The sequence below is a fragment of the Tsukamurella sp. TY48 genome (genome assembly GCF_019656655.1).
GTDB lineage: Bacteria > Actinomycetota > Actinomycetes > Mycobacteriales > Mycobacteriaceae > Tsukamurella > Tsukamurella strandjordii.
The window spans coordinates 779,922-806,047 of sequence record NZ_BPMV01000001.1; the positions used below are offsets into that span (position 1 = coordinate 779,922).

The window sequence follows — 26,126 nt, forward strand, 5'->3', positions numbered from 1 at the left end:
TGTCCCAGTCGTGGTCCCGGTCACGGAGCGCTACAGCAGCTCCAGCAGGAAGGGCAGTTCCTGGGTCGCGTACCAGGCCAGATCGTGGTCCTCGGCATCGCCGACGGCGAGCTCGGCGTCCTCGTCGCCCAGGTCCGCGGCGTCGACCACCTGCGCGGCCCGGACCACCGCCTCCTCCGCCTCGGAGACGTCCACGTGCACGGAGAGCACGTTCGACAGCTGGATCGGCTCGGTCACCTTGAGCACCGCATCGTCGAGATCGGGACGCTCCTTGGCCTCCGGGACGTCCACCGTGATCACCACGCGCCGCACGGGATCCGGTTCGGCGGCGCCCTCCTCGGGCTCCGCGGTCGCGCCCGGGGCATCGTCGTCGACGGCCAGCAGGCGCAGCGAGGCGCGCGCGGCGTGCCGCATCGCCGCCTCGGCGAGCTCCTCCTCGTCGCCGGAGGTGTAGGCCTCGCGGAGCGCGGGCGTCACACCGAAGACGGTGCCGCCCAACGGGAACAGCTGACCATCGCGCTGCAGCACCTGCAGGCCGGCCAGAGTGGAGGGCACGTACACCCGGACTGTCATCGATCTCCCTTCGCTGAGGACGCCAGCTCGTCCAGCGCCTCGTACAGGAACTCGGTCATCGAGATCACGTCCCACATGCCATCGCGGTCGGCGTTGAGACCGAAGTACACCTTTCCGTTGTACGACGTGATCCCGATCGACACCACTTGGTTCGCGATGAGCGGAGGCACCGGGTACACCTGCTGCACCTCGATCCCGGCCAGGTACACCGGCGCCTGGGGCCCCGGCGCGTTCGTGACCAGGATGTTGAACGACCGCGGCGAGACACTCATCGCGGTCCGCGCGCCCAGCGCGTGCAGCGTGGGCGGAGTGAACCCGCCACTGGTCGCGAGCGCCCGCGCCGCCACCTGCCGGTTGCGGTCCACCTGCGCCGCCGCGCCGTGCGCGATCTGCCGCAGCCGCACCACCGCGTTGCCCTCGGCCACGGGCAGCCGCACGATGTACGCCCGCACCTGCTCCCCCACGCCCAGGCCCACATCGTCGACGGCGATCGGCTCCAGCACCCGCACCTCGGTGCCGGCGCTGATCGGCTCGCCACGCGAGATCAGCCAGGTGCGCAGGCCGCCCGCCACCACCGACAGCAACAGATCGTTCACGGTGCAGCCGTAGGCCGCGCGGAGCCGGCGGAACTCCTCGAGATCCATGGCGACCACCGCGAACCGCCGGCTGCGCGAGATGGGCACGTTGAGCGAGCGCACCGGTGTCACCGCGGTGCGCGCACGGACCAGCGAGGAGGCCCGCTCGATCACATCGGCGGCGTTCGCCTGCAGGCCGGTGATCGATTCGGCGACCTCGCCCACCACGCCCTGGATCATCGACGCGGTGCGCGCCGGCCGCGAGAGCATGTCGATCACGGCGCCCATCACCAGCTCGCCGTCGCTGGGCTCGTGCTGCCCCATCCACAGGTCCTCGGGCAGCTCGGGCAGGCGCGGATCGGCGGTGAGCAGCAGCTGCATCAGATCGACGTTGGCGCGGCCGTCGACGAGCGCCAGGTGGGTCTTGGTGAACACGGCCAGCCGATCGCCGCCGAGGCCCTCGATGAGGTACACCTCCCACAGCGGCCGCTCCTTGTCGAGCGGGCGAGAATTCAACCGCGCCACCAGATCGTGCAGCTGATCGTCGCTGCCCGGCTGCGGCACCGCGGACACCCGAACGTGATAGGTGATGTCGAAATCGCGGTCCTCGACCCAGACCGGGCGGGCGATGCCCAGCGGCACCGTCCGGACCTTCTGCCGGTAGCGCGGGACCTCCGCGAGCCGCTCCTCGATCGCCGCCAGGAACTGCTCGTACTCGAGCCCCTCCGCCGGCCGCTGCACGATCGCCAGCGAACCGACGTGCGTGGGCGTGGTCGAGTCCTCCAGCGCGTAGAACTCCGCATCGGACTGGCTGAGCCTGCCCTTCATCCACGCCTCCCCACCGTTGCAATGCCATGTCGCGATGTCCGCGTCAGCATACGCTGACACCGCGACCGACCGGAGGGATCCTGACGCCGCCCTGATGCGTCTAACCGATATGGGGGCAATCGTCGTCGCGCCAGGTCGCACACCGCGTTCACCGCTGCATCCGCCGGTCCCACCGACCGGTCCGGCGCCGTGCGGATTCACCATTCTCCGTGCGCCGAACGCCGAACCCGCGGCGCTGCCGCTGCGCCGGCCCCGCACCCCGCACCGCGATGCGCCGCCGGTCCCCGAGCCCGCACCGCCGTCGGCCGCGCCGGCTCCGTCGGGCGACGGGCCGGTGACCGCCGTGCACCCCGATGCCCAGCGCTTCGTGCTGTCCACACTGCGCCCGCTGTTCGAGGTGCTCGATCGTCGCCGGCCGGCCCGGCACCTCACCGCGATCGCGTCCGCGACCGTGGTGGACGTCCTGCGCGTGCTCGCCGACTCCGGGACGGGGCTCACCGTGACCGGCTGGGGTCGGGTGCACGTGGCCTCGCCGCGGGCCCTCACCCCTCGGCTGCGGCCCCGTCCCGACGATCCGGAGGTGGGTGCGGAGGTCTTCCTCACCTACAGCCGCGGCGGCCGGACGCTCGCCGCCGCGGGCCGCGTGGAAGCCGCGGCCGGACGGTGGCGGTGGGTCGCCTTCACCACGGCGGCATGAGACGGCCGCATGAGCGTGCGGCATGCGATGGCGGCATGAGGCGGCCGCGTGAACCGGCGGGGCGAAGCCGGTAGCGGTGCGGCAACGGTTCGCCCGAATCCGCCCGCCCGGCGTCGAACCGCGGTACACAAGGGCATGTCCATCAGCGAATTGCGCGCCGCCTTCCGCTACCGGGTGGCCAGGCACCTGTTGATCGGCCCCGGCCTGTGGGCCTGGGGCCGGCCGAAGTTCACCGGCCTGGAGAACATCCCGCGCACCGGTCCGGTGATCCTCGCCGCGAACCACCTGGCGATCTCCGACTCCTTCTACGTGGTGCAGAGCGCGCGGCGGCCCGTGAGCTTCCTCGCCAAGGCCGACTACTTCACCCAGCCGGGCCTGCGCGGCAAGCTCAAGAAGATCTTCTTCTCCGGCATGGGGCAGATCCCCGTGGACCGCAGCGGCGGCACCGCCTCCTCCCCCGCGCTGGACGCGGCGACGAAGATCGTGCAGGACGGCGGCGCCTGGGGCATCCACCCCGAGGGCACCCGCTCGCCCGACGGTCGGCTGTACAAGGGCAAGACCGGAGCGGTGCGGGTGGCGCTGGCCACCGGCACCCCGATCGTCCCGATCGCCTTGCGCAACACCGAGGACCGCACGCTGAAGAACTTCTGGAAGCGTGAACCCGTCACCGTCGAGGTGCTGCCGCCGCTCGATCTCAGCGATGCGAGCCTCGACGACGAGGCCTCGGTGCGGCGCGCCACCGACGAACTGATGGCCGTGCTCGCCAAGCACAGCGGCCAGGAACAGGTGCCCGCCTACGCCAAACCCGGCGGCAAGTAGCCGCCGGGTCCGGTGCTGCCGCGCCTACTTGCGGCGGTGCTTGGGGCGGCGCCCCGCGGGCGCCGGCTTCGCGGCCTTGGCGGCCTCGCGCTGCGCGGCCCGCCGCTCGGCGCGGGTACCGCCCGGCTCATCAGCGGCCTGCGACAGATCCGTGGCATCGCCCTGCTCGGACGGGCCCGACAGCGTGATCTTCTCCGGATCGGGCTCGGCGATCGGCGCGTTCACCTGCGCGGTGCTGCCCGCGGGGGTCCCGGCCTCGCCGTCGTTCTCCGGCTCCTGCACCTGGACCTTGAACAGGGTCGCGACCGACTCCTCCTTGAGGCCCTCGAGCATGCCGTTGAACATGTCGTAGCCCTCGCGCTGGTACTCGACCACGGGATCGCGCTGGGCGATCTGGCGCAGGCCGATGCCCTCCTTGAGGTAGTCCATCTCGTAGAGGTGCTCGCGCCACTTCTGGTCCAGCACCGACAGCAGGACCGACCGCTCGACCTGGCGCATGGTGCCCTCGCCGGCCGCCGTCTCGATCCGCTCCTGATGCTTGTCGTAGGCGTCGTGGATGTCGTCGAGGAGCACCGTCTTGAGCTCCTCGCGGGTGATCTCGTCGCGGTCGCCGTTCTCGTCCTCGCCGACGACCTTCTTCCAGTCGAGCTCGATCGGGTACAGCGTGCGCAGCGCCTCCCACAGCTCGTCGAGGTCCCAGTCCTCCACGTAGCCGGTGGCGGTGGCGCCGTCCACGTAGGCCGAGACCACGTCGTCGGTCATGTGGTTGATCTGGTCGAACAGGTCAGCGCCCGCGAGGATCTTGCGGCGCTCGTCGTAGATCACCTTGCGCTGCTCGTTCTGCACGTCGTCGTACTTGAGCACGTTCTTACGGATCTCGAAGTTCTGCTGCTCCACCTGCGTCTGCGCGCTGCGGATGGCGCGGGAGACGAACTTGTTGTCGATCGGCACGTCGTCGGGCAGGTTGACGCGGTTCATCCACGCCTCGATCTGCGCGCCGTTGAAGCGCCGCATCAGCTCGTCGCCCAGCGAGAGGTAGAAGCGGGACTCGCCCGGATCGCCCTGGCGGCCGGAGCGGCCGCGCAGCTGGTTGTCGATGCGCCGCGACTCGTGCCGCTCGGTGCCCAGCACGTACAGGCCGCCGGCTTCGCGCACGTCCTCGGCGTAGGCCTTGGACTCCTTCTTGACCTGCTCGATGGTCTCGTCCCACGCCGCCTCGTACTCCTCCGGCGTGGTCACCGGGTCGAGGCCGCGCTCGCGCAGCTGCAGGTCGGCGATGATGTCGGGGTTGCCGCCCAGCACCACGTCGGTGCCGCGGCCGGCCATGTTGGTGGCCACCGTGACCGCGCCGGGCGTGCCCGCCTTGGCGATGATCGCCGCCTCCTGCTCGTGGAACTTCGCGTTGAGCACGGTGTGCGGGATCTTCCGCTTCTCCAGCTGCCGCGACAGGTACTCCGACCGCTCCACCGAGGTGGTACCGATCAGCACCGGCTGGCCCGCCTCGTGCCGCTCGGTGATGTCGTCGACGATCGCCGCGAACTTCGCCTCCTCGGTCTTGTAGATGAGGTCGGTCTGGTCCTTGCGGATCATCGGCTTGTTCGTGGGGATCGGGATGACGCCCAGCTTGTAGATCTGGTGCAGCTCGGCGGCCTCGGTCTCGGCGGTGCCGGTCATGCCCGAGAGCTTGTCGTAGAGCCGGAAGTAGTTCTGCAGCGTGATGGTGGCCAGCGTCTGGTTCTCGGCCTGGATCTCGACGTTCTCCTTCGCCTCCAGGGCCTGGTGCATGCCCTCGTTGAAGCGGCGGCCCGCGAGCACGCGGCCGGTGAACTCGTCGACGATGAGCACCTCACCGGAGCGGACGATGTAGTCCTTGTCGCGCTCGTAGAGCTCCTTGGCCTTGATCGCGTTGTTGAGGTAGCTCACCAGCAGCGAGTTGGCCGAGTCGTAGAGGTTGTCGATGCCCAGCTGATCCTCGACCAGCTCCACGCCGGCCTCGTTCACGCCGATCGTCTTCTTCCGGATGTCCACCTCGTAGTGGACGTCCTTGTCCATCTGCGGCACGATCCGGGCGAACTCGGTGTACCACTTGCTGGAGCCGTCCGCGGGGCCCGAGATGATCAGCGGGGTGCGGGCCTCGTCGATGAGGATCGAGTCGACCTCGTCGACGATGGCGTAGTTGTGGCCGCGCTGCACCAGTTCCTCGATGCTGTGCGCCATGTTGTCGCGCAGGTAGTCGAAGCCGAACTCGTTGTTGGTGCCGTAGGTGATGTCGGCGGCGTAGGCCTGGCGGCGGCGGTCCGGGTCCTGGCCGGCCAGGATGCAGTCCACCTCGAGGCCGAGGAAGCGGTGCACGCGGCCCATCCAGTCGGCGTCGCGCTTGGCGAGGTAGTCGTTCGTGGTCACCAGGTGCACGCCCTTGCCGGACAGCGCGTTGAGGTACGCGGCCATCACGGAGGTCAGGGTCTTGCCCTCACCGGTCTTCATCTCGGCGATGTCGCCCTGGTGCAGGGCGCCCGCACCCATGATCTGCACGTGGTACGGCTTCTGCCCGAGCACGCGCCAGGACGCCTCACGGGCGGTCGCGAAGGCCTCGGGGAGGATGTCGTCGAGGGTCTCGCCGTCGTCGAGTCGCTTCTTGAACTCGGCGGTCTTGGCCTGGAGTTTCTCGTCGGAGAGCGCCTCGTACTCGTCGTTCAGGCTCTCCACGTAGGAGGCCAGACCGTCGAGCCGCTTGACCATCCGGCCTTCGCCGAATCGCAGCACCTTGGAGAGAACCACTGAGCAACCTCAATCTCGTACGCGGAAGATCCCGCAAGCGGAAGATCCCGGCCGCCGTCACGGCGACCGGGATCCATCGTAGGCGAAACGTCAGGTCAGGCGGAGGAGGCCGTAGTCGAAAGCCTTCCGTCGGTACACCACGGTGGGCTTCTCGGTCTCCTTGTCGAAGAACAGGAAGAAGTCGTGACCGACCAACTCCATCTGGTAGAGCGCATCATCGACCGTCATCGGCGTGCCCGGATGGTCCTTGATGCGCACCACCTGACCGGGCAGGTGATCCTCGACGAGCGCCGCGTACGGATCGTCGTCCGTCGCGTCGGAGGCGTCCGGCAGGGCCGACGGTGCGGTGGCCTCGGAGACGGAGACCGGCGTGCGGTTGCCGTAGTGCACCTTCTTGCGGTCCGAGGCCTTGCGGATGCGGGACTGCACCTTCGACAGGGCCAGTTCGAACGCGGCGTAGAAGTTGTCCGCGGACGCCTCCGCGTGGGCGACGCCGCCCTTGCCGCGCACCGTGAGCTCGAGCTTCTGGCACGACTTGGACTGCCGCGGATTGGGTTCGTGGAGCAGTGCCACTTCGAAGAGGGTGATGGTGGACCGGAATCGTTCGAGCCGCGCCAGCTTGTCGCCTATGTAGACGCGGAAGTGTTCGGGCACTTCCACGTTCCGACCGTCGATGGTCAGGGGGGCGTTGGGCGTCAGGTACTCCTTGTCGCGCTCGTCGGCCACGTGGCCGGGTTCGCGGAACGGATCCACCTCGACGGTGCTGGCACCGGTGCGGTTGGTATCGCGAGAGGACAGAAGGGTCATAGAAGATGCCTTTCGTGTGGGCCCCGACGGGTGCACTCCGGCCGGATCACCAGTCCGCCGTCTTTGCTGCGCGCGCGTCTTCGGGCTCAGATCTTCTGCGCCGGGCGGATTGCCGGGCGCCAGGAGGGTGTCGCATCACCTCCGATCCGTGGAACCGGTCGGGCACCGTTTCACGAGCCCGCTGGTAGTACCCGAAGATAGCCCGGCCGCCGCTCGCCCGCCACCGTTTGCGCACCTTGAGTTCACCGTGTCGTCACGCGCCGGGTTCGCGTACCCTCACGCCGCCGCGATCGTGAGCGCCGCCGAGACCCGCACGCCGCGCCGCGCCAGGGCCGCGACCGACTCGGCGAGGGTGGCGCCGGTGGTCACCACGTCGTCGATCAGCACGAGCGCACAGTCGGGCGGGGGCCCGAGCACGCGGACGGTGCCGGCCACCGTGTCCGCCCGGGCGGCGGCGCTCAGCCCCACGGAATCGGGCCGTCCCGCCGAGCGCAGGACCGGGGCGACGCGCACCCGGGACACCGGCCCGGCCGCCTCCGCCGCGGCCCGGCACATCGCCGTCACCACATCGCCGCCGCGGCGCCGCGCGGCCCACCGGGTGGTGGGCGCGGGTACCAGCACCACCGGATCGTCGAGTTCGTGCCACGCCCGCAGCCGCAGCAGGCCGTGCGCCAGCGCGCGGCCCAGCGGGACCGCCAGATCGCCGCGGCCCCGCTCCTTGAGCTGCAGGACGGCGCGGCGCCGCGGACCGTCGTACCGGCCCAGCGTCCACACGGGCACCCCGACGTCGACGGTGCTGCGGATGCGCGCGGGAACGTCGTGCAGCGCCGCCTCGCAGCGGCCGCACCAGCGCACCGCGGGCGCGCCGCAGCCGCCGCAGGTGCGCGGGATCGCCAGGTCGACGAGATCGTCGACGGCGCCCACCAGGTGACGTGCGATCCGCATCGGCTCCCCCGATCGCCGGCGGTGGCGCGCTAGCCCGGCATCACCGGGTTCGCCCGGCCCCCCGCCAGGCGATCCACCTGGCTCCAGTATTGCGCGCCGCTGTCCGCGCCGATGGCGATGCTCCACACCCCGGACGAATCGGTCGCGTAGATCGTGTTCAGCGAGGCCGCGACCATCGTGACCGGGGGCGAGAGGTTGCGGCTGGGCAGCGCGATGACATCGCCCGCGTCGTAGCGCACCGTCAGCACGGGCGATTCCGTGGTGTTGCGGCCCACCACGAAGGTGTCGCCGGTCTGCCAGTCCACCGAGGCCGGAGCCAGGTCCCGGTCGGTCTCCACCGGCTGCAACCGGGAGATGGTGGGCTGCCCGTCGGGTTTGGTGAGGATCACGCCCACCAGCACCTTGCCGCCCGCGATCAGCGCGACCCGGACCCCGTCACGGGAGAGCCGCAGTTCGGTGATCGGACCGGGTGCCGCGGCGGCGACCTCCGCCGAATCCACATCGGTCGGCGTGACCTCGCCGGTGGTCTGGTCCTGCCGCAGCCGCACCACCCGGGTGCCGTCGAGCACCGTCCACACCGTGGCGTCGTCGGGCATCCAGGACGGGCGGGTCATCGAGCCCGCGGTGAGCACCTGGGTGGGCACGCCGCCGTACGGGCCGATGGACAGTGCCGTGCCGGGGCCGCCGCGGGGACCCGAATCGAGGACGGCCGCCACCTGCCGGCCCGAGGCCGACAGGCCCACGGACCGGATCGAATTGCTCACGCCGAAGGGCCCGGCCACCGGGGTGACGGCCGCGCCGGACACCTTGACGAACCGGCCGTCGAGCACGCCGTGCAGGCCGACCGCCAGATCGGACGAGGCGTTCGGGCTGCTGGAGGCCACGTCGTTCGGGTTCCAGCCCGAGACGTGCTTATCGTCGAGCGGCGTGCCGTCCACGGTGATCACGTACGGTCCCTGCACCTCGGCGCCGGCCAGCGTCCACACCACCTGCCCGGCGAGCAGGCGTCCCACATCGGGGTCCATCCGCGGCAGGCCCGTGAAATCGACGCGGACACCCGCGTACCCGACCCCGGGGTCGCGTTCGGCGCCCTGCGCATCGGTCACCGATCCGCGCACCGACGCGGTGCTGCCGAAGGGATTGAAGACGGCGCCCACCAGGCTCGACCGCGGGCCGCGCACCAGCAGCATCAGCAGATCGGCGGGGAGTTTCGCGCGGGGGCTGGCGAGCCATCGCGCATCCGGCACCAGGGTGCGGCCGGTGGGGTCCGGGAAGTAGAGCACGTACCGGCTGTACACGGCGCGGAACTGCTGGGTGTCGATCACCAGCATCGGGGTGGCACCCACATCGCTGAGCCCCTGGATGCGCCACTGCCCCTCGACCTGCACCAGTTGCAGGTTCTGGGTGATCGACTGGCTGGTCGGCTCGAAAGTGCCGTCGGCGCCGAAGAATCCGGTGGCCTGCGCGCGGATGGTCGCCTTGATGAGATCGGAGGAGCGCTCGGTGGGCAGCACGTCGATGTTCTTGACCACCACGGCGCGCTGCGGCACCTGCCAGGTGGTCGCGCCCGCCGCCACCAGGAACTTGCGCGAGGCGGCGTAGTTGTTGTCCGCCATCGCGTTCGCCTTGAGGAAGTCGCGCACGATCGTCTCCGGCGGGGCGTCCTTCTGCGGGGTGATGTTCCGATCGACCGACTGTTTACCGCCGAGGTCGCCGATCACACTGGGCCGGGAATCGCCGGGAATGGTGGCGCATCCCGCCAGCGCCAGCGACAGGGCGAGCAGCGCGATCAGCAGTCGCGCGCACCGGGACTCACGCATCGTCGTCCCCCTCCGTCGCGGGCTTGCGGAAGGTGGGCTTGAGCGGGAGCGGACTCACCAGAATCCGGTGGCCGCGCTCCCGGGGCAGGGTGAGGCGGAAGCAGGCGCCGTTGCCGGGCTCGCCCCACGCCTCCAGCCGGCCGCTGTGCAGCCGGGCGTCCTCGATGCTGATGGCCAGGCCCAGTCCGGTGCCGCCGGAGCGCCGCACGCGCGACGGGTCCGAGCGCCAGAACCGGTTGAAGACCAGCTTCTCCTCACCCGGCCGCAGCCCCACGCCGTAGTCGCGCACCGTCACGGCGACGGCGTCGTCGTCGGCGCGCATGGTGAGGATCACCGGCTTCCCCTCGCTGTGGTCGATGGCGTTCGCGAGCAGGTTGCGCAGCACGCGTTCCACCCGGCGGGCGTCGGCGTCCACGATCACCGGATCGTCGGGCAGGTCCACGATGAGCTCGGTGCCGGACTCGTCGGCGAGGTGGCGCACGGTGCTGACGGCGGCGTTGATCGGCACATCGATGTCGATCTTCTCCGAGTGCAGTTCGGCCACGCCCGCGTCGTGCCGGGAGATCTCCAGCAGCTCGGCCAGCAGCAGCTCGAACCGGTCCAGTTCGGTGACCATCAGCTCGGTGGTGCGCCGCAGGCCCGGATCGAGTTCGTCGGCGGAGTCGGCGATCATGTCGGCGGCCATCCGCACGGTGGTCAGCGGGGTCCGCAGTTCGTGCGAGACGTCGGAGGTGAACTGGCGTTGTAGATTGCCGAACTCCTCCAGCTGATTGATCTGCTTGGACAGCGATTCGGCCATGTCGTTGAAGCTCATCGCCAGCCGCGCGATGTCGTCCTCGCCGCGCACCGGCATCCGTTCCTTGAGCCGCCCCTCGGCGAACCGCACCGCGATCCGTGCTGCCGAGCGCACGGGCAGCACCACCTGCCGGGCCACCAGCAGGCTCACCGCCGCCAGCAGCACCAGCAGCACCGCGGCGCCGGTGACCAGCGTGCGCTGCATCAGGTTGAGGGTGTCCTCCTCCTGGGTCAGGGGGAACACCAGGTACAGCTCCAGTCCCTGCACGGACGACTGCACGGGGGTGCCGATCACCAGCACCTTGCCGTAGCGGCCCGTGCTGTCGGTGACCGTCGCGTGCTGATAAGCGGTCTGCCCGCTGCGCACGAAGGTCTGCAGCGACTGCGGGACCTCGCTCTCGGCGCCCACCACGGTGGGCGCCCGGCCGGCGCCGTGCGGCACGATCAGCACCGGGTCGTAGCTGCCCGACCGGGCCGCCGACGGAGCCACGTCGGAGCCCTGGGTCACGAGGTTGGCGCGTACCTGCCGCAGCGTGGTCTCGACCCCCTCGGGGCGGGCCTCGCTGCGGCTCAGCGTGACCTCGACCACCTGCTTGACCCGCGCCGTCTCCTCCTCACCGGCGGAGAGTTTGGCCTGGACCAGCTGAGTGGCGAGCTGCGAGGTGAGCACGAAGCCCAACAGCAGCAGCACCGCGAGGCTCAGTGCCAGCGTGGAGGTCACCACGCGCCACTGCAGGGACCGGCGCCACACCCGGCCGGCATAGGTGAGGGACTGTCCGGCGAACCGGGCGACCCCCGTGAGCAGTTCACGGGGGTCGCGCGGCAGGTCGCGCAGGTCCTGCAGGCGGGGACGCTTCACCATGCGGCGCTCACGATGCGCCTCACGCCGGGCCGGCCTTGTAGCCGACTCCCCTCAGCGTGAGCACGATCTCCGGGTTCTCCGGGTCCTTCTCGATCTTCGCGCGCAGACGCTGGATGTGGACGTTGACCAGCCGGGTGTCGGCCGGGTGCCGGTAGCCCCACACCTGTTCGAGCAGCACGTCGCGGGTGAACACCTGGCGCGGTTTGCGGGCCATGGTCACCAGCAGGTCGAACTCGGTGGGGGTGAGCGGCACGACCTCGCCGTCGCGGGTCACCTTGTGCGCCGGGACGTCGATGATCACGTTGCCGATCGAGAGCAGCTCGCTGGGCTCGTCGGCGGTGCGGCGCAGCCGGGCGCGCACGCGGGCCACCAGCTCCTTGGGCTTGAAGGGTTTGATCACGTAGTCGTCGGCGCCGGACTCGAGGCCCAGCACCACGTCCACGGTGTCGGCCTTGGCGGTGAGCATCACGATCGGCACGTTGGAGTCGGCGCGCAGCACGCGCGCCACGTCGATGCCGTTCATGCCGGGCAGCATGAGGTCGAGCAGCACGAGATCGGGGCGGAACTCGCGGGCCGCGCCGAGGGCCTGCGTGCCGTCGCCCACCACCATCGAGTCGAAGCCCTCGTTGCGCAGCACGATGGTGAGCATCTCCGCCAGCGCCGGATCGTCGTCGATCACCAGGATGCGGGGTTTCATACTGTCCATATTGTCACCGCGGACAATGTTCGCGCCGCTACGACACCTAGCATTGCCGCCTATGGGAACTCTGGTGGCGATCGAGGGGCTCGACGGGGCGGGCAAGAACACCCTCACCCGGGCGGTCACGGAGCGGCTCACCGGCCGTGGTCTCACCGTGGAGGCGCTGGCCTTCCCGCGGTACGGGCGCTCGATCCACGCCGATCTCGCGGCCGAGGCGCTGCGCGGCGGGCACGGCGACGCCACGGCGTCGGTGTACGGCATGGGCCTGCTGTTCGCGCTGGACCGGCGCGACGCGGCGGATGAGATCCGCGGCCTGCTCGGCGCGCACGACGTGGTGCTGCTGGACCGGTACGCCGCATCGTCGGCGGCGTACAGCGCGGCCCGCCTGGGCGAGTCGGCCGACGGTGCCGCCGCGGCCTGGGTGCGCGAGTTGGAGTTCGAGCGGTTCGGCCTGCCGGTGCCCGATCTGCAGGTGTACCTGGACGTGCCGGTGGCGGTGGCCGCCGAGCGGGCCCGCTCCCGGGAGGCGGCCGACGCCTCGCGCACCCGCGACGCCTACGAGCGGGACGCCGACCTGCAGGTCCGCACGGGCGCGGTGTACTCCGGGCTGGCCGCGGCGGGGTGGGTGTCGCCGTGGCGGGTGCACGGGGTCGACGATGCCCCGGAGCTGCTGGCCGACGCGATCGCGGACCCTTCCTAAGAAGTCACTGCAGGCGCAGCGTGCCCTGCGGCCCACCGTCGAGCAGCCGGCCGGCCGCGTCGAGCCGGCCGGCCCCCGGTCCCGGTGCGGCCGCGCTCGGCCGATTTCCCTGCCCGGATACGATGGAGGGGCTATGACTGCGGTAACGGAAGACGCGATCCGGTCGGCCCTGGCCACCGTGAACGACCCCGAGATCGGGAAGCCGATCACCGATCTGGGGATGGTGAAGTCGGTCGCGGTGCAACCCGACTCGTCGGTCGATGTCGAGGTGTACCTGACCACGTCGGCGTGCCCCATGCGCAGCCAGATCGTGGACCGCGTGCGGACCGCCGTCGCGGACGTCCCCGGCGCGGGTGAGGTGCGCGTCGAGCTGGACGTGATGAACGACGAGCAGCGCGCGGAGCTGCGCAAGACGGTGCGCGGCGATAAGGCCGAGCCGGTGATCCCCTTCGCCCAGCCCGGGTCGCTGACCCGCGTGTACGCGGTGGCGTCGGGCAAGGGCGGCGTGGGCAAGAGCTCGGTGACCGTGAACCTGGCCGCGGCGCTGGCCGCGCGCGGGCTCTCGGTGGGTGTGCTGGACGCCGATATCTACGGCCACTCGGTGCCGCGGATGATGGGCACCGAGGCGCGGCCCACCCAGGTGGATTCGATGATCATGCCGCCGCAGGCGCACGGCGTGAAGGTGATCTCGGTGGCCATGTTCACCAGCGGGAACACCCCCGTGGTGTGGCGCGGCCCGATGCTGCACCGCGCGTTGCAGCAGTTCCTGGCCGATGTCTTCTGGGGTGATCTCGATGTGCTTCTGCTCGACCTGCCGCCCGGCACCGGTGATGTGGCGATCTCGATCGCGCAGCTGATCCCGGGCGCGGAGATCCTGGTGGTCACCACGCCGCAGACGGCGGCGGCCGAGGTGGCCGAGCGGGCCGGTGCCATCGCGCTGCAGACCCGTCAGCGGGTGGCCGGCGTGATCGAGAACATGGCCGGTCTCACCCTGCCCGACGGGACGGTGCTGGACGTCTTCGGTTCCGGCGGCGGCGAGCAGGTGGCCGCCCGGCTCACCCGCGCCGTGGGCGCCGATGTGCCACTGCTGGGCCAGATCCCGCTCGATCCGCAGCTGCGCGAGGCGGGCGACGCGGGTACCCCGGTGGTGCTGTCCGATCCCGAATCCCCCACCGGCACGGCGCTGCGCGCCATCGCCGACAAGCTGGCCGTGCGCAAGCGCGGGCTCGCGGGCATGAGCCTGGGGATCGACACCACGCGTCACCTGTGAGCTTCGAGCTCGTCGTCGGTCCGCCGCCGCTCGCCGACTACGTTCGGCTGCGGGCGGATTCGGGGCTGTCGCCGAAATCGGAGGAGCAGGCCGCGGGTGCGCTCGCGAACAGTTGGCGCTGGTGCCACGTGCTGTCCGACGGTGCGGTGGTCGGCATGGGCCGGGTGCTGGGCGACGGCGGCTGGTACTTCCACATCGCCGATATGGCCACGCTGCCCACGTATCAGGGCCGCGGGATCGGGCGGGCCATCCTGGAGTGGCTGATCGCTGAGATCCGCACCCACGCGCCCGCGGATCCGTACATCACGCTGATGGCCGACGGTCCCGGTCGCCCGCTGTACCGCAAGCTCGGCTTCGTCGAGACGGCACCGCACAGCCTCGGCATGCGGCTTCCCGTCTAGCCTTCCGGTTGTCCGATCCGCGGCCGGTAGTCCGATCCGCGCCCGATAGTCCGATCCGCGGCCGGTAGCGGGCAGCGGATCGCACTACCGGAGGGGATAGTTCAGGCGACGGCGAGGAGGCCGTTCCGCACCAGTGCGGGGGTGAGGATGTCCCGCAGCCGGTTCGGCGCCGCGAGTTCCCGCCACTGCCAGCGCACCACCTCAACGCCCGAGGCAGCGAATGCGGCATGGCGCCGCTTCTCGTCGGCGAGCGCGCTGTCGACTTCGGCCGGATCGGCCCCGTATTTGCCGCGGCCGTCGAATTCGCCGGTCATCGGTCCCCGATCGAAGTCCGCGACGTAGGTTTCACCCTCGATCGTGCGCGGCACCTGAAGTCGCGGCATCGGCAGACCCGCGGCCAGGATCTGCATCCTGGACCACGATTCGCCCGCCGATTCACTGCGGTCGACGGAGAGTTCCACTGCCCTGCGCGCCACGAACGCCCCGGTCCGCCCGCTGAGCAGGGCGAGGCACTGCGTCAGATCCGCGAGCTCGACGGGCGGTGGGTCGATCGGGCTCGGATAGCGCCGGATCAACCGCACGGCGTCGATCGCGCACACACCGCGGTCCACATCGCCCGACATGGCGACGTCGATCGCCGTCCGGCATCGCGTGGTCACGCGGACACCGTCGACCACGGTCACCTGATCCGCGGGCAACGGCCGGGGGTGGATGTGCAGACCGCGTCGTCTCCCGCCACCGCTCATGCGGTCGACCGTGAAGTGGACGAGGCTGCGGTCCGGATGCAGCACCGGGATGCCGTGGAGGGCGGCGGCGCTCTGATGACTGACGACGGCGCCGCAGGTTGTGGCGGCGGCCAGGATGCGCTCGCGGTACAGCTCCCATGCCGGGGCGTCGGTGTTCGGTCCGTAGACGCCGTGCGCCAGGCGCCGGATGCCCGCGCCGGTCTCGCGAGCGATCCGGGCGTCGCTCCACCCCATCAGCTTGAGTTGCTGCCGCGTCCAGATCCGCCCCATGCACCCAGTGAACTCGATGCCGTGCTCCGGACAGGGTGCTCGGCGGCCGTCCATCCACAGGATCGGCGTTATCCACAGGGACAGCCCCCTCCGGGAGCTGCAACCGCTGCCGATTACCGGCCGCGGATCGCACCACCGGCAGCGGATGGGACTGCCGGCCGCGGCAGCAGGGCTATGTGGCGTCCGGATCGAAGGGTGGGCGTTCGCCGGGGGTGAGGGGCTCGTGGATGCGGGGCATCGTCGGCATCGGACCGGGCGGCACCTCGAGGGGCGCGGCGTCGACCGCGGCGGCGGGTACCTGCTCCGTGCCGTTGATGATCTTGGAGACGTTGAGCGAATCGGCGGTGGACCGCACCTGATCCCCCATCTGCCGGATCACGGTGTCGTCGCCGTCCAGCAGGTGCTTGGTGACGATGGCGGTGGGCGTCATCCCGCGCAGGTTCTGGATCTGCTGCAGCGGCTCGCGCAGGGAATCGAAATCGGAACCCATATCGTCTTTGAGCTGCTGCGTGGCGCCGGTCGCGTACTCGCGCACCTGGCGCAGCGCGGTGAAGAACCAGTTCACGGCACCCGGCAGTCGCTCGGGACCCAGGATCACCAGGCCCACCACGACCAGCATGAGGATCTCCCCCATACCGAGATTCGAGAACACCCTGCCATGGTAGCCGGGTCCGGTGTCAGGCCGCGGTCGGCGTCACCTTGATCGGCACCTGGCGGCCGTCGCGCACCACCGTCACCGTGGTCTCCTTGCCCACACCCACGGCGCGGATCTCCACGGCGAGCGCGGCGGAATCGTCGATCTCCTTGTCGCCGACCTTGGTGATCACGTCGCCCTCGCGGATGCCCGCCTTCTCGGCGGCGGCGCCCTTCTTCACGTTCTCCACCTGGACGCCCTGCGCGGTCTCGTTGCGTACCTCTCGGCCGTTGATGCCGATCTCCGCGTGCACGATCTTGTCGCCGCGGATCAGTGCCTGCGCGATGGGCTGGAAGACGTTGGAGGCGATGGCGAAACCGAGGCCCTCCGACCCGCCGGACGCCGACCGGATGATGGTGTTCATGCCGATCTGCCGGCCCTGCAGGTCGATGAGCGGGCCACCGGAGTTACCGGGGTTGATCGACGCATCGGTCTGCACGCTGTCGAAGACGGCGGGCGGGTTCGGACCGAGCGGCGGTGCCAGCACGGGACGGTGGATGGCGGAGACGACGCCGGTGGTCACCGACTGCCGCAGGCCGCGCGGCGAGCCGACGGCCATCACGGGCTGCCCGGGGACCAGCTTGTCGGAGTCGCCGATGGTGATCTGCTTCAGGCCGTCGACGGCCACCTTGACCACGGCGATATCGGTCGCGGGGTCGGCGCCGACCAGCTTCGCCGGCACCCGCTGACCGCTGGAGAAGACCACCTCGATCTTCGCGTCCTTGTTCTGCTGCGCCAGGTCGATCACGTGGTTGTTGGTCATGATGTAGCCGCCGCCGGCGTCGATCACCGAACCCGAGCCCTGCGATCCGTCGGTCTTGGTGAAGATCTCGAGGGTCACCACGCTGGCGGCGACCGAGCCGGCGAGGGCGGCGTAGGCCCCGTCGTCGGGCACCTTCGCATCGTCGACGGGCAGCGCGACGCGCTTATCGGTCAGCTGCTGCACGGTGGTGCCGGTGACCCGGCCGATGACGCCGCCCAGCAGTCCGCCGACGAGGCCGATGACGAGGGCGATCGATCCGAGGACGATGAGCGCGCGGTTGTCGATCCGGCGGCCGAACAGCACATCGCTCACGCCGAGTTTGCCCGGATCGGGCTTCGGTTCGGGCTTGGGCGGCGCGTCGAGTCCCGGATCACCCAGGGCGGCGGGGCTGTCGGTATCGCGCCAGGGGTCTGCGGGCTGCTCCGGCTTCTCCGGGTCGAGCGAGGCCGCGTAGGGATCGCGCTGCAGGGTGTCGACGCTGCCCGGGGGCCGGGAGAAGGCCTCGGTCAGCACGGGGTCCGGGGCCGCCGCGCGGGGCTGGGGCCGCGCACCGTCGCCGTTCCGGGCGGACCGGGGCTCGAACGAGCCGGACAGCCCGTCGGGCCGGCCGAAGACCACCTGTTCGCCCTCGGAGACGGAGGGACGGTGCGTGGGGCGCGGCTCGAGCCGCGGGCGCGCCGCATCGCTCGCGGGCTGAGACTGGTCGCTCGGGTCGGACGTCACGGCTCGAATCTACCGAGCGTTCCGCCGCCGACCGCGCTTGTTGCGCTCGTCGCGTCGCGAGGACTCGGGGTTGAACGTGGGAAATCCCTCGAACGGGGCGGGACCGGCCTGGTCTCCGCAGCATTCGGTGGGGATCTGCGCGAGCTGGCCGAGCAACCGGTTCGGCACGCTGATCTCGCCGGACTCGCGGAGCGTGTTACGCACCTGGCGCTGCGCGTCCACCTCGGCCGCGCACATGGGGCACTGGGCGATGTGGGTGCCGGCGCGCAGGTGAGCGTTCATCCGCAGCTCACCGTCGACGAAGGCCACCACGGCCTCGAAGGCGAGGTGCTCGGTGGACGAGAACTCGCCGGGGCGACGGGCGAAGGCCCGTTTGAAGCTGCCGCTGAGGTGCTCCATCGCGCCTCCCCTCTATCCGTATCGCTGGAATCGTGACCCTGTTCTCAGGGTACCTGCCACTGTACGGACAACGAACGGACCGGAGCCACGGTTCCCTGGTGTGACGTGCTCGGCGCGCGTCAGTACGACAGCGAGGCGCTGCTGGTCAGGCCCTGATTCTCGAGGGCCTCGCGGATCGACTTGCGGCCGCGGTGGATGCGCGAGCGCACGGTGCCCAGCTTGACGCCGAGCGTGGCCGCGACCTCTTCGTAGGACAGGCCCTCGATGTCGGCGAGCACGACCGCGGCACGGAACTCGGGCGAGAGCGCGTCGAGCGCGGTCTGCAGCTGCGGGTTCAGGTTGGCGTCGGCGTAGATCTGGCCGGGGTCCGGATCGTCGGACGGAACCCGCTCGTAGTCCTCGGGCAGCGCTTCCATGCGGATGCGGTTGCGGCGGCGGACCATGTCGAGGAACAGGTTCGTGGTGATGCGGTGCAGCCAGCCCTCGAAGGTGCCGGGCTCGTAGCTCTGGAGGCTGCGGAAGACGCGGATGAAGGTTTCCTGCGTGAGGTCCTCGGCGTCCTGCGCGTTGCCGGAGAGGCGGTAGGCAAGCCGGTACACACGGTCGGCGTGCTCCCGGACCAGTTCGTCCCACGACGGCATGACCGAGCGGTCACCCGTCGCGTCGAAGGCGGCGGTGCCCGTCGTATCGGCCGCGCGCTCATCGTCGAACGTCGCGTACCGAGCCGTCTGCTCAGGCTCTTGCTGGGGTCCGGCCTTTCGGGCCAGGGCCATTGCTCTCCTCCTCGTGCCCCGGCCGCTCGGCTGGGGTCCTACAGAAGAACCGACCGCCCGCCCGTTTTGTTCCTTCTCGAACCCGGCGACGGGTGTTCTTCACTGACCGATACCTTTCCCTGGCGGAGTGTGGGAGTGCTGATTCCTCCCTGAGTGTTGCCTGTGCATCCTTCGCGGTCGCTAACGATCGAGTCACGGCCCGGTTACCGGCGGGCGACCGGTTAGGCTTTTCCCGTGTCCAACGACTCGAACGCCGCCGCCACATCCGCCCTGGTGACCTACGCCGAGAATGCCATCGTGGAGGACGAGGCGATGGCATCCGCCCGCGAGCGGGCCGCCGACCTGGGGGTCGACGCCGTGGCGCCCTCGGTGGGGGCCCTGCTGTCGGTGCTGGCCGCGGCTGGCGGAGCGAAGTCCGTGGTCGAGGTGGGGACGGGCGCAGGGATCAGCGGCCTGTGGCTGCTGTCGGGCATGCGCCCCGATTCGGTGCTCACCACCATCGAGACCGAGCCGGAGTTCCAGGCCGCCGCGAAGATCGGCTTCCAGCAGGCCGGGGTGGCGCCGAATCGCACCCGGCTCATCAACGGTCACGCGCTGGACGTGCTGCCGCGGCTCGCGGACGCCGCCTACGACCTCATCTTCATCGACGGTGAGCCCGTCGATCATCCGCGCTACGTGGCCGACGCGGTGCGTCTGCTGCGTCCCGGCGGGGTGCTCGTGGTGAACCTGGGCGATGCGGGCTACCGCGTGCCGGATCCGAACGCGGTCGACGACGAGGCGATCGCCGCCCGCGAGGCCACGCAGCTCATCGCGGCCGACGAGTCGCTGCTACCGGTGGTGCTCCCCCTGGCCGGCGGCCTGGTGGCCGCTGCCAAGGCCTTCGTCCCCGACGAGGCGTAGAACTTACGGCGCGGAGCGTTCCTGCTCCACACCGACGGGCCGCATGAGCGTGGGGTACTTCGGGGGCAGGCCGTCGCCGGTGGAGATGCCGCGCACGCGGCGGACCACCCACGGGTAGGCGAATTCGCGGCGCCACTTGCGCTTGATCTCGCGGTCCTCGGCGGCGCTGATCTCGGGGGCCGGACCGAGGTCGGGCACCTGGAGGGTGTGCGGCACGCCGAGCACGTCGAGCACCTCGATCGCCATCCGCAGGTGGCCGGGTTCGGACATGTGGATGCGGTCGAACTCCCACATCCGCAGGTCGCGGTACTCCTTCATGCGCCAGTAGTCGAGCAGCAGCGCGCCCCGGCGGTCGGCGATCTCGCGCACCAGCTCGTTGTAGACGGCGAAGCGGCCGCGGAGCGCGCCGAAGATGCCGCTGCCGTGGCTGTCGGCGGCGGTCCACATCAGCACGGTGGCACCGGCGTCGATCAGGCGCGCGATCAGGGCGTCGTAGGTCTGCACGACGGCGTCGACGTCCACGGAGGGGCGGATCAGGTCGTTCGCACCGGCGTAGACGGTCACGAGATCGGGCTGCAGCGCGAGCGCGGCGTCGAGCTGCTCGTCGACGATCTGGTCCATCTTCTTGCCGCGGATCGCGAGGTTGGCGTAGCCGAATCCGGGGTCGCGCGCGGCCATTACCTCGGCGACACGGTCCGACCAGCCGCGGTACTCGTGGGTGCCCGTCGGATCGGGATCGCCGACTCCCTCGGTGAAGGAGTCACCGATCGCGACGTACCGCTGGTACTCAGACATCGGCCCGCTGGTGCTCAGACATCGGTCGAGAATCGCACTCCGCCGTCGGGCAGCTCGACACCGGGCCAGATCCGCACCCCGTCGAGCAGCTCGCAGCGTGCCCCGATGGATGCGCCGTCGCCGATCACCGCGTCGCGGACGCGGGCCCGCGGGCCGATGTGGGCGCCGAAGCCGACGATCGAGCGTTCCACGATGGCACCGGCTTCCACCCGCACACCGTCGAAGATGACGGCACCGTCGAGCCGGGCTCCCGCGCCGATCTCGGCGCCGCGGCCCACCACGGTGCCGCCGATCAGCAGGGCGCCGGGCGCCACCGAGGCGCCGGGGTGCACGAGCGATTCGCCGCGGGCGCCGTCGAGGGCGGCCGACGGGGCGATGCCGCGCACCAGATCGGAGCTGCCGGCCACGAAGTCCTCGGGCGTGCCCATATCGCGCCAGTACCCGTAGTCCACGTGGCCGTACAGCTTGCGGCCTTCGTTGAGCAGGGCGGGGAAGACCTCGCGTTCCACGGAGACCGGTCGGCCCGTGGGGATCTCCTCGATCACCGAGCGCTTGAAGACGTAGCAGCCGGCGTTGATCTGATCGGTGGGCGGATCCTGCGTCTTCTCCAGGAAGGCGGTCACGCGACCATCGGCGTCGGTGGGCACGCAGCCGAAGGCGCGGGGGTCGGGCACCCGCACCAGGTGCATGGTGACGTCGGCGTTCTTGTCCCGGTGGGTCTGCACCACGGCGCGGATATCGCTGCCGCCCAGCACATCACCGTTGAACACGAGAACGTTGTCGGCGCGCAGCGCGGGCAGCACGTTGCGGATGCCGCCGCCGGTGCCCAGCGGTTCGGTCTCCACCACGTACGACAGTTCCAGTCCCAGTTCGGATCCGTCGCCGAAGTACTCCTCGAAGACCTCCGCCTTGAAGGAGGTGCCCAGCACCACGCGCCGGATGCCGGCGTCGCGGATCCGGGAGAGCAGGTGGGTCAGGAAGGGCTTGCCCGCGGTGGGCAGCATCGGCTTGGGCGCCGACAGGGTGAGCGGCCGGAGCCGGGTTCCCTTGCCGCCGACCAGGATCACCGCCTCGACGTCGCTGAGGTCTTGCACCGGTTCGGTCATCTACTCCCCCTTGTCCGTTCCACGCGCGCGGACCGCCGCGAGCACGCTGATCTTCGAGCGCACGGCGAGGCCCACCTTCATCGCCGCACGCAGCGGTGCGGCCGCCCGACCGGGGTGGCGGTCGGCGAAGAACCGGTAGGCGGATTCGTGGTGCGCCGGGAGCATCAGCTCGGGCACCTTCCCTGCCGCGTGTCCCTTGGCGTGCACGATCTCCGCCGACGGGACGTACACGTTGCGCCACCCGGCCCGCGCGAGACGATCGCCGAAGTCCACGTCCTCCATGTACATGAAGTAGCGATCGTCGAAGCCGCCGATGGACTCGAAGGCGGCGGGACGCACCAGCAGGCAGGAACCGGACAGCCAGCCGGCCTCGCGCTCGGTGATCTCGGCCTGCGCCTGCTGGTAGGCGCGGGTCCACGGGTTCGACTTCCACACGGTGCCGAGCAGGGCGTGGCCGATGCCGGAGACCATGTTCGGCACGCTGCGGGCGGACGGGTACACGGTGCCGTCGGGGTCGTGGATCAGCGGCCCGAGGGAGCCCGCGTCGGGGTGTCGTCCGGCCGCGGCGATCAGTTCGTCGATCGAGCCGGGCCCGAAGACCACGTCGGGGTTGCTGATGAGCAGGAAGTCGGGGTCGTCCTGGACCCGGGCGACGGCGTAGTTGATGGCGCCGCCGTAGCCGAGGTTGGCGCCGGTGCGCAGCAGCTCCGCCTCGTCGTGGGCCTGTGCGGCGGCCTCCGGGGAGCCGTCGGTCGAGCCGTTGTCGGCCATGATCACGCGGGGCGTGGCCCCCGAGAAGGCGCCGTCGATGCTGTTCAGGAAGTTTTCGAGATGCTCGCCCGGCGAGTAGGTCACGGTGACCACGGCGAGGGTGATGTCACGCGCGGGGGTCGAGTCGTCGGTACCGGGCACGCGGTCAGGCTACCGGGTCGGGGTTTGCGACCGCCCCGAGCGCCCGGTCCAGCGCGTCGCGCCAGTCGGGCAGGGGCGCCAGGCCCGCAGCGGTCCAGGAGGCGGGCGAGAGCACCGAGTACGCGGGGCGGGGCGCGGGGCGCGGGAACTCGTCGGTGGTGCAGGGCGTCACCCGGTCGGGGTCGGCACCGGTGCGGGCGAAGACGCCCCGGGCCACGTCGAACCAGGTGGCGGCCCCGCCCCCGGCGGCGTGCAGGACGGTGCCGGGCCGGCCGGGTCCGGCGGCGAGTAGGGCGGCGAGGTCGAGCAGTCCCGCGGCGAGGTCGGGGGCGTAGGTGGGCGAGCCGGTCTGGTCGGCGACCACCTTCGGGTCCACGCCGTCGTCGGCGAGGCGGCCCATGGTGCCGACGAAGTCGCGGGCCCAGGCCCCGTCCGGGGTGCGGCCGGTGTACACCCAGGCGGTGCGCACCACCACGGTGCGCGGGTCGGCTTCGCGGGCGGCCTGCTCGCCGGCCAGTTTGGTGCGGCCGTAGACGCCGACGGGACCGGTCGGGTCGGTGGGCTCCCACGGGCGCGGCGGGGTCGGTGCGGGTCCGAAGACGTAGTCGGTGGAGACGTGGACGAGCCGGGCGCCGGTCTCCGCGCACCGTCGGGCCAGGCGGGCGGGGACGTCGGTGTTGAGGGCCGCCGCGGCCTCGGGTTCGGATTCGGCGGCGTCGACGGCGGTGTGGGCCACGCAGTTGATCAGCACGGTGTCGGCGTCGAGGTCGAGGGCGCCGACCTGATGTGACGAGGTCACATCGAGTTGGGTGCGGGTCAGCGCGCGCACGGTGATGCCGCGGGCGGCAGCGGCCGCCACCAGGGCGGATCCGAGTTGACCGGCGGCTCCGGTGATCACCACGTTCACGTCGCACAAGGCTACGCGACGGCGCGCTGCGGCAGGATCGCGCGGCGGGTCGGTACCGTTATGGGAATGTGACCCACGGTGTGGCGGGGCCGAGCCCTGCGATACTGGTGTGTCGACCGTCGTGTGCGAGAAGGAGAGTTGGTGAGCGACAGCCCTGGTCCCCGCGGAGCCCGGCATTCCCGTGGCAGCGGTAAGCCGCCCCGGCGCAGCGTGCGCGCGGAGAACGAGGGCGCGGCCTCGACCGGCGAGTCCGGCACCCGGTCACGGGTGCCCGGTGCGGCCGATCTGTCGGATCAGACGCGTGCCCGGATCACGCGGACCGGTAAGACGACGATCGCGTTGCTGGCCGCTGTCGTGCTGGTCACGACCGGTGTCGCGTGGACGCAGTTTTACCAGCTCGGCGGCGATATCGCGCGGACCGGCGGACTGTCGAACAAGCAGCCCGACGGCGCGACCGACATCCTGCTCGTGGGCACCGATTCCCGCACCGACGCCAAGGGCAATCCGCTCACCCAGCAGGAGCTGGCGCGGCTGAACGCGGGCGTCGACGACGGCACGCTCAACACCGACACCATCATCCTGATCCGCATCCCGAACAACGGGAAGTCGGCCACGGCCATCTCGATCCCCCGCGACGCCTACGTCGCGATTCCGGATCAGGGCAAGGGCAAGATCAACTCGGCCTTCGCCGGCGCCGCGAACGTGACCCGCGACAAGCTGATCGCGGAGGGGAAGCCCGAGAAGGAGGCGGTGCAGGCCGGCAACGAGGAGGGCCGCAAGGCGCTCCAGGAGACGGTCGCGAACCTCACCGGCGTCTCGGTGGACAACTACGCCGAGATCGGCCTGGTCGGCTTCTCCCGGCTCACCGATGCGGTGGGCGGCGTGGAGGTGTGCCTCAAGCGGCCGGTGAACGATTCCTTCTCCGGTGCCCGGTTCCGTGCCGGGAAGCAGACCCTCAAGGGCCCGCAGGCGCTGAGCTTCGTGCGGCAGCGACACGGCCTGCCGCGCGGCGATCTGGACCGGATCACCCGGCAGCAGGTGTTCATGGCCTCGCTGGCGAACAAGATCCTCTCGGCGGGCACGCTCACCAACCCGAGCAAGGTGAACCAGCTGCAGAGCGCGGTGACCACCTCGGTCACGCTCGATGCGAACTGGGACGTGATGAACTTCGCCAAGGAGCTCGCGAACCTCTCGGCGGGCAGCGTGAAGTTCGCGACCGTGCCCGTGGTGCGCGACGACGGCTGGAGCGACGACGGCCAGCAGTCCGTGGTGGTGGTCGATCCCAAGCAGGTGCAGGCGTACGTGCGCTCGCTGCTCGGCGATAAGCCCGGTTCCTCGACCCCCGCCAAGCCCAGCAGCAGCGCGCCCGCGGTGCCGTCGGTGAACCGCTCGGCCACCACCGTCGATGTGGTGAACGCCGGCTCGACGCCCGGCCTGGCCAGCAGCGTCTCGACCTTCCTCACGGGCGAGAAGTTCCAGCAGGGCACCACGGGTAACGCGAGCTCGTCGGATTCCTCGGCCAGTAGCAAGAGCGCGGTGCTGGCCTCGTCCGCGAACGACCAGTCGGCGAAGGCCGTCGCGGCCCTGCTCGGCGGCCTGCCGGTGGTGGCGAACTCGTCGGTGCAGTCCGGGCACGTGAAGGTGTTGCTCAAGGACGGCTACAAGGGCCCCGGTTCGTCGAGCGATAACGAGGGCGCCTCGACCACCACGTCGATCCCGCCGGGGATGACGGAGGCGATGGACCCGAGCGAGGCGGCGCGGGTGAGTTCGCTGCTGAACCGGCCGGGGTACACCGCATCGCAGGACGGGGGCGTGCCGTGCGTGGACTGACGGTGACCGATCAGCTGCTGGTGCCGATCGTTCAGGCCGATCCGTCGACGCCGCGGTTCACCTGGTACGACGATGCCTCCGGCGCCCGGATGGGCCTGTCGGCGATCACGCTGGGCAATTGGGCGGCCAAGTGCGGCAACCTGTTGCGCGATCAGTACGGCCTGGGTCCTGGCGATCCGGTGGGCGTGCTGCTGCCCGCGCACTGGCAGACCGCGGGCATCCTGTTCGGCGCGTGGTGGGCCGGGTGCGAGGTGCGGTTCGGCGAGTCCGGGTCGGTCACCTTCGTCTCCCCCGACCTGATCGACGACGCCGACGGCGACGAGATCCTCGCCGTGGGACTGGACGCTTTCGGCCAGCCGGTGCGCGAATTGCCGCCCGGTATCGACGATTACACCACCGAGGTCCGGGGGCACGGCGACGCTTTCATTCCGGGGCCGGCGGGATCGGACATCGCTGTCTTCGACGGCGATCCGGTGGAGATCGTCGTGGCCCGGTCCACCGCGCTCGCCGCCTCGGCCGGGTACGCGAAGGGCGACCGGGTGCTCTCGACGCGGGAGTGGCGCACCGTCGACGATGTCTACGCGGGCCTGCTGGCCCCGTTCGCGGCGCCCGCGTCGGTGATCCACGTGTCGAATCCGGACGCGGACAAGCTGATGGAGAAGTTCTCCGTGGAGAAGGCGACCGCGCGGCTCGCGTGAGCGGTGCGCGGCCGCCCTGCGGCGGCACGTGAGGCGCCAG

Annotated in this window: 25 protein-coding genes; 8 read left to right on the forward strand and 17 right to left on the reverse strand. The window is 70.7% G+C overall.

Annotated elements, in window-relative coordinates; all coding sequences use genetic code 11:
• Positions 1 to 30: 30 nt before the first annotated feature.
• Both TTY48_RS03820 and TTY48_RS03825 read right to left on the reverse strand, forming a co-directional pair.
• Positions 31 to 573, reverse strand: coding sequence for a DUF6912 family protein (locus tag TTY48_RS03820; protein ID WP_220656241.1), 543 nt, complete (start codon positions 571 to 573; stop codon positions 31 to 33).
• The gene (locus tag TTY48_RS03825; protein WP_220656242.1) at positions 570 to 1,976 is read right to left on the reverse strand and encodes a wax ester/triacylglycerol synthase family O-acyltransferase; all 1,407 of its coding nucleotides are present in this window, start codon (positions 1,974 to 1,976) and stop codon (positions 570 to 572) included. The genes TTY48_RS03820 and TTY48_RS03825 overlap by 4 nt, the downstream gene beginning before the upstream one ends.
• Before the next feature lie 109 nt (positions 1,977 to 2,085).
• On the opposite strand from TTY48_RS03825, the gene TTY48_RS03830 reads away from it, so the two are divergent.
• Positions 2,086 to 2,673: an Rv3235 family protein gene (locus tag TTY48_RS03830; RefSeq protein WP_220656243.1), complete on the forward strand. Its 588-nt coding sequence runs from the start codon at positions 2,086 to 2,088 to the stop codon at positions 2,671 to 2,673.
• A gap of 135 nt (positions 2,674 to 2,808) precedes the next feature.
• Complete coding sequence (locus tag TTY48_RS03835) at positions 2,809 to 3,492, forward strand: 1-acyl-sn-glycerol-3-phosphate acyltransferase (RefSeq protein ID WP_220656244.1); 684 nt, start codon at positions 2,809 to 2,811, stop codon at positions 3,490 to 3,492.
• Positions 3,493 to 3,516: 24 nt separating this feature from the next.
• On the opposite strand, the gene secA is transcribed toward TTY48_RS03835, so the two are convergent.
• The 6 genes from secA to mtrA all read right to left on the reverse strand — a co-directional run bounded on the left by secA (position 3,517) and on the right by mtrA (position 12,205).
• Complete coding sequence (secA, locus tag TTY48_RS03840; protein ID WP_374758702.1) at positions 3,517 to 6,231, reverse strand: preprotein translocase subunit SecA; 2,715 nt, start codon at positions 6,229 to 6,231, stop codon at positions 3,517 to 3,519.
• 129 nt (positions 6,232 to 6,360) lie between these two features.
• Positions 6,361 to 7,077: a ribosome hibernation-promoting factor, HPF/YfiA family gene (hpf, locus tag TTY48_RS03845; protein ID WP_255585489.1), complete on the reverse strand. Its 717-nt coding sequence runs from the start codon at positions 7,075 to 7,077 to the stop codon at positions 6,361 to 6,363.
• A gap of 276 nt (positions 7,078 to 7,353) precedes the next feature.
• On the reverse strand, positions 7,354 to 8,022 hold the full coding sequence (locus TTY48_RS03850) for a ComF family protein (RefSeq protein WP_220656246.1): 669 nt from the start codon (positions 8,020 to 8,022) through the stop codon (positions 7,354 to 7,356).
• A 29-nt stretch (positions 8,023 to 8,051) separates the two neighbouring features.
• A complete protein-coding gene (gene lpqB / locus TTY48_RS03855; protein WP_220656247.1) occupies positions 8,052 to 9,842 on the reverse strand; it encodes an MtrAB system accessory lipoprotein LpqB in 1,791 nt (596 codons plus the stop codon).
• Positions 9,835 to 11,499 carry an MtrAB system histidine kinase MtrB gene (gene mtrB / locus TTY48_RS03860; RefSeq protein ID WP_220656248.1) on the reverse strand — a complete coding sequence of 555 codons (1,665 nt, stop codon included), beginning with the start codon at positions 11,497 to 11,499 and terminating at the stop codon, positions 9,835 to 9,837. Before mtrB ends, lpqB begins: the two co-directional genes overlap by 8 nt.
• Before the next feature lie 19 nt (positions 11,500 to 11,518).
• Entirely contained in the window at positions 11,519 to 12,205 is a 687-nt protein-coding gene (mtrA, locus tag TTY48_RS03865) for an MtrAB system response regulator MtrA (RefSeq protein WP_013125746.1), read from the reverse strand.
• Between the two features lie 52 nt (positions 12,206 to 12,257).
• Between mtrA and TTY48_RS03870 the strand changes: the two genes are divergently transcribed.
• The 3 genes from TTY48_RS03870 (at position 12,258) to TTY48_RS03880 (ending at position 14,570) form a co-directional block, all read left to right on the forward strand.
• Positions 12,258 to 12,899, forward strand: coding sequence for a dTMP kinase (locus TTY48_RS03870; protein ID WP_220656249.1), 642 nt, complete (start codon positions 12,258 to 12,260; stop codon positions 12,897 to 12,899).
• Positions 12,900 to 13,032: 133 nt separating this feature from the next.
• Entirely contained in the window at positions 13,033 to 14,169 is a 1,137-nt protein-coding gene (locus tag TTY48_RS03875; RefSeq protein WP_220656250.1) for an Mrp/NBP35 family ATP-binding protein, read from the forward strand.
• Complete coding sequence (locus tag TTY48_RS03880; RefSeq protein ID WP_220656251.1) at positions 14,166 to 14,570, forward strand: GNAT family N-acetyltransferase; 405 nt, start codon at positions 14,166 to 14,168, stop codon at positions 14,568 to 14,570. Before TTY48_RS03875 ends, TTY48_RS03880 begins: the two co-directional genes overlap by 4 nt.
• 101 nt (positions 14,571 to 14,671) lie before the next feature.
• Here TTY48_RS03880 and TTY48_RS03885 read toward each other — a convergent pair whose 3' ends face one another.
• The 5 genes from TTY48_RS03885 to sigE form a co-directional block, all read right to left on the reverse strand.
• Positions 14,672 to 15,586 carry a hypothetical protein gene (locus TTY48_RS03885; RefSeq protein WP_220656252.1) on the reverse strand — a complete coding sequence of 305 codons (915 nt, stop codon included), beginning with the start codon at positions 15,584 to 15,586 and terminating at the stop codon, positions 14,672 to 14,674.
• A gap of 172 nt (positions 15,587 to 15,758) precedes the next feature.
• Positions 15,759 to 16,238, reverse strand: a complete 480-nt coding sequence (gene tatB / locus TTY48_RS03890; protein WP_220656253.1) for a Sec-independent protein translocase protein TatB — start codon at positions 16,236 to 16,238, stop codon at positions 15,759 to 15,761.
• A 25-nt stretch (positions 16,239 to 16,263) separates the two neighbouring features.
• Complete coding sequence (locus TTY48_RS03895; RefSeq protein ID WP_220656254.1) at positions 16,264 to 17,766, reverse strand: S1C family serine protease; 1,503 nt, start codon at positions 17,764 to 17,766, stop codon at positions 16,264 to 16,266.
• Between the two features lie 9 nt (positions 17,767 to 17,775).
• Positions 17,776 to 18,165: an RNA polymerase subunit sigma-70 gene (locus tag TTY48_RS21435; RefSeq protein ID WP_304941237.1), complete on the reverse strand. Its 390-nt coding sequence runs from the start codon at positions 18,163 to 18,165 to the stop codon at positions 17,776 to 17,778.
• A 119-nt stretch (positions 18,166 to 18,284) separates the two neighbouring features.
• Complete coding sequence (gene sigE / locus TTY48_RS03905) at positions 18,285 to 18,938, reverse strand: RNA polymerase sigma factor SigE (RefSeq protein WP_220656255.1); 654 nt, start codon at positions 18,936 to 18,938, stop codon at positions 18,285 to 18,287.
• Positions 18,939 to 19,172: 234 nt separating this feature from the next.
• Here sigE and TTY48_RS03910 point away from each other — a divergent pair, with 234 nt between their 5' ends.
• Positions 19,173 to 19,838, forward strand: coding sequence for an O-methyltransferase (locus TTY48_RS03910; protein WP_220656256.1), 666 nt, complete (start codon positions 19,173 to 19,175; stop codon positions 19,836 to 19,838).
• Positions 19,839 to 19,841: 3 nt separating this feature from the next.
• Here the strand turns inward: TTY48_RS03910 and TTY48_RS03915 are convergent, their stop codons facing one another.
• Genes TTY48_RS03915 through rfbD form a run of 4 tightly spaced genes read right to left on the reverse strand, consistent with a single transcriptional unit; the run spans position 19,842 to position 23,567 of the window.
• The gene (locus TTY48_RS03915; protein WP_220656257.1) at positions 19,842 to 20,633 is read right to left on the reverse strand and encodes an SGNH/GDSL hydrolase family protein; all 792 of its coding nucleotides are present in this window, start codon (positions 20,631 to 20,633) and stop codon (positions 19,842 to 19,844) included.
• Between the two features lie 14 nt (positions 20,634 to 20,647).
• Positions 20,648 to 21,739, reverse strand: a complete 1,092-nt coding sequence (locus tag TTY48_RS03920; RefSeq protein WP_220656258.1) for a sugar phosphate nucleotidyltransferase — start codon at positions 21,737 to 21,739, stop codon at positions 20,648 to 20,650.
• Positions 21,740 to 22,651 carry a glycosyltransferase family 2 protein gene (locus TTY48_RS03925; protein ID WP_220656259.1) on the reverse strand — a complete coding sequence of 304 codons (912 nt, stop codon included), beginning with the start codon at positions 22,649 to 22,651 and terminating at the stop codon, positions 21,740 to 21,742.
• A 4-nt stretch (positions 22,652 to 22,655) separates the two neighbouring features.
• Entirely contained in the window at positions 22,656 to 23,567 is a 912-nt protein-coding gene (gene rfbD, locus TTY48_RS03930; RefSeq protein WP_220656260.1) for a dTDP-4-dehydrorhamnose reductase, read from the reverse strand.
• 132 nt (positions 23,568 to 23,699) lie between these two features.
• Here rfbD and TTY48_RS03935 point away from each other — a divergent pair, with 132 nt between their 5' ends.
• Both TTY48_RS03935 and TTY48_RS03940 read left to right on the forward strand, forming a co-directional pair.
• Entirely contained in the window at positions 23,700 to 25,388 is a 1,689-nt protein-coding gene (locus TTY48_RS03935) for an LCP family protein (RefSeq protein ID WP_220656261.1), read from the forward strand.
• Entirely contained in the window at positions 25,376 to 26,086 is a 711-nt protein-coding gene (locus TTY48_RS03940) for a TIGR03089 family protein (RefSeq protein WP_255585491.1), read from the forward strand. Before TTY48_RS03935 ends, TTY48_RS03940 begins: the two co-directional genes overlap by 13 nt.
• Positions 26,087 to 26,126: the final 40 nt, after the last annotated feature.

Bases quoted from the DNA above. Each gene is read 5' to 3' on its own strand.
- TTY48_RS03825 (WP_220656242.1), bottom strand. From the start codon at position 1,976: ATGAAGGGCAGGCTCAGCCAGTCCGATGCGGAGTTCTACGCGCTGGAG.
- mtrB (WP_220656248.1), bottom strand. From the start codon at position 11,499: ATGGTGAAGCGTCCCCGCCTGCAGGACCTGCGCGACCTGCCGCGCGAC.
- mtrA (WP_013125746.1), bottom strand. From the start codon at position 12,205: ATGGACAGTATGAAACCCCGCATCCTGGTGATCGACGACGATCCGGCG.
- TTY48_RS03920 (WP_220656258.1), bottom strand. From the start codon at position 21,739: ATGACCGAACCGGTGCAAGACCTCAGCGACGTCGAGGCGGTGATCCTG.
- TTY48_RS03835 (WP_220656244.1), top strand. From the start codon at position 2,809: ATGTCCATCAGCGAATTGCGCGCCGCCTTCCGCTACCGGGTGGCCAGG.
- TTY48_RS03820 (WP_220656241.1), bottom strand. From the start codon at position 573: ATGACAGTCCGGGTGTACGTGCCCTCCACTCTGGCCGGCCTGCAGGTG.
- sigE (WP_220656255.1), bottom strand. From the start codon at position 18,938: ATGGCCCTGGCCCGAAAGGCCGGACCCCAGCAAGAGCCTGAGCAGACG.
- TTY48_RS03885 (WP_220656252.1), bottom strand. From the start codon at position 15,586: ATGGGGCGGATCTGGACGCGGCAGCAACTCAAGCTGATGGGGTGGAGC.
- TTY48_RS03870 (WP_220656249.1), top strand. From the start codon at position 12,258: ATGGGAACTCTGGTGGCGATCGAGGGGCTCGACGGGGCGGGCAAGAAC.
- secA (WP_374758702.1), bottom strand. From the start codon at position 6,231: ATGGTCAAGCGGCTCGACGGTCTGGCCTCCTACGTGGAGAGCCTGAAC.
- TTY48_RS03915 (WP_220656257.1), bottom strand. From the start codon at position 20,633: ATGTCTGAGTACCAGCGGTACGTCGCGATCGGTGACTCCTTCACCGAG.
- TTY48_RS03830 (WP_220656243.1), top strand. From the start codon at position 2,086: ATGGGGGCAATCGTCGTCGCGCCAGGTCGCACACCGCGTTCACCGCTG.
- TTY48_RS03850 (WP_220656246.1), bottom strand. From the start codon at position 8,022: ATGCGGATCGCACGTCACCTGGTGGGCGCCGTCGACGATCTCGTCGAC.
- TTY48_RS21435 (WP_304941237.1), bottom strand. From the start codon at position 18,165: ATGGAGCACCTCAGCGGCAGCTTCAAACGGGCCTTCGCCCGTCGCCCC.
- lpqB (WP_220656247.1), bottom strand. From the start codon at position 9,842: ATGCGTGAGTCCCGGTGCGCGCGACTGCTGATCGCGCTGCTCGCCCTG.
- TTY48_RS03875 (WP_220656250.1), top strand. From the start codon at position 13,033: ATGACTGCGGTAACGGAAGACGCGATCCGGTCGGCCCTGGCCACCGTG.
- hpf (WP_255585489.1), bottom strand. From the start codon at position 7,077: ATGACCCTTCTGTCCTCTCGCGATACCAACCGCACCGGTGCCAGCACC.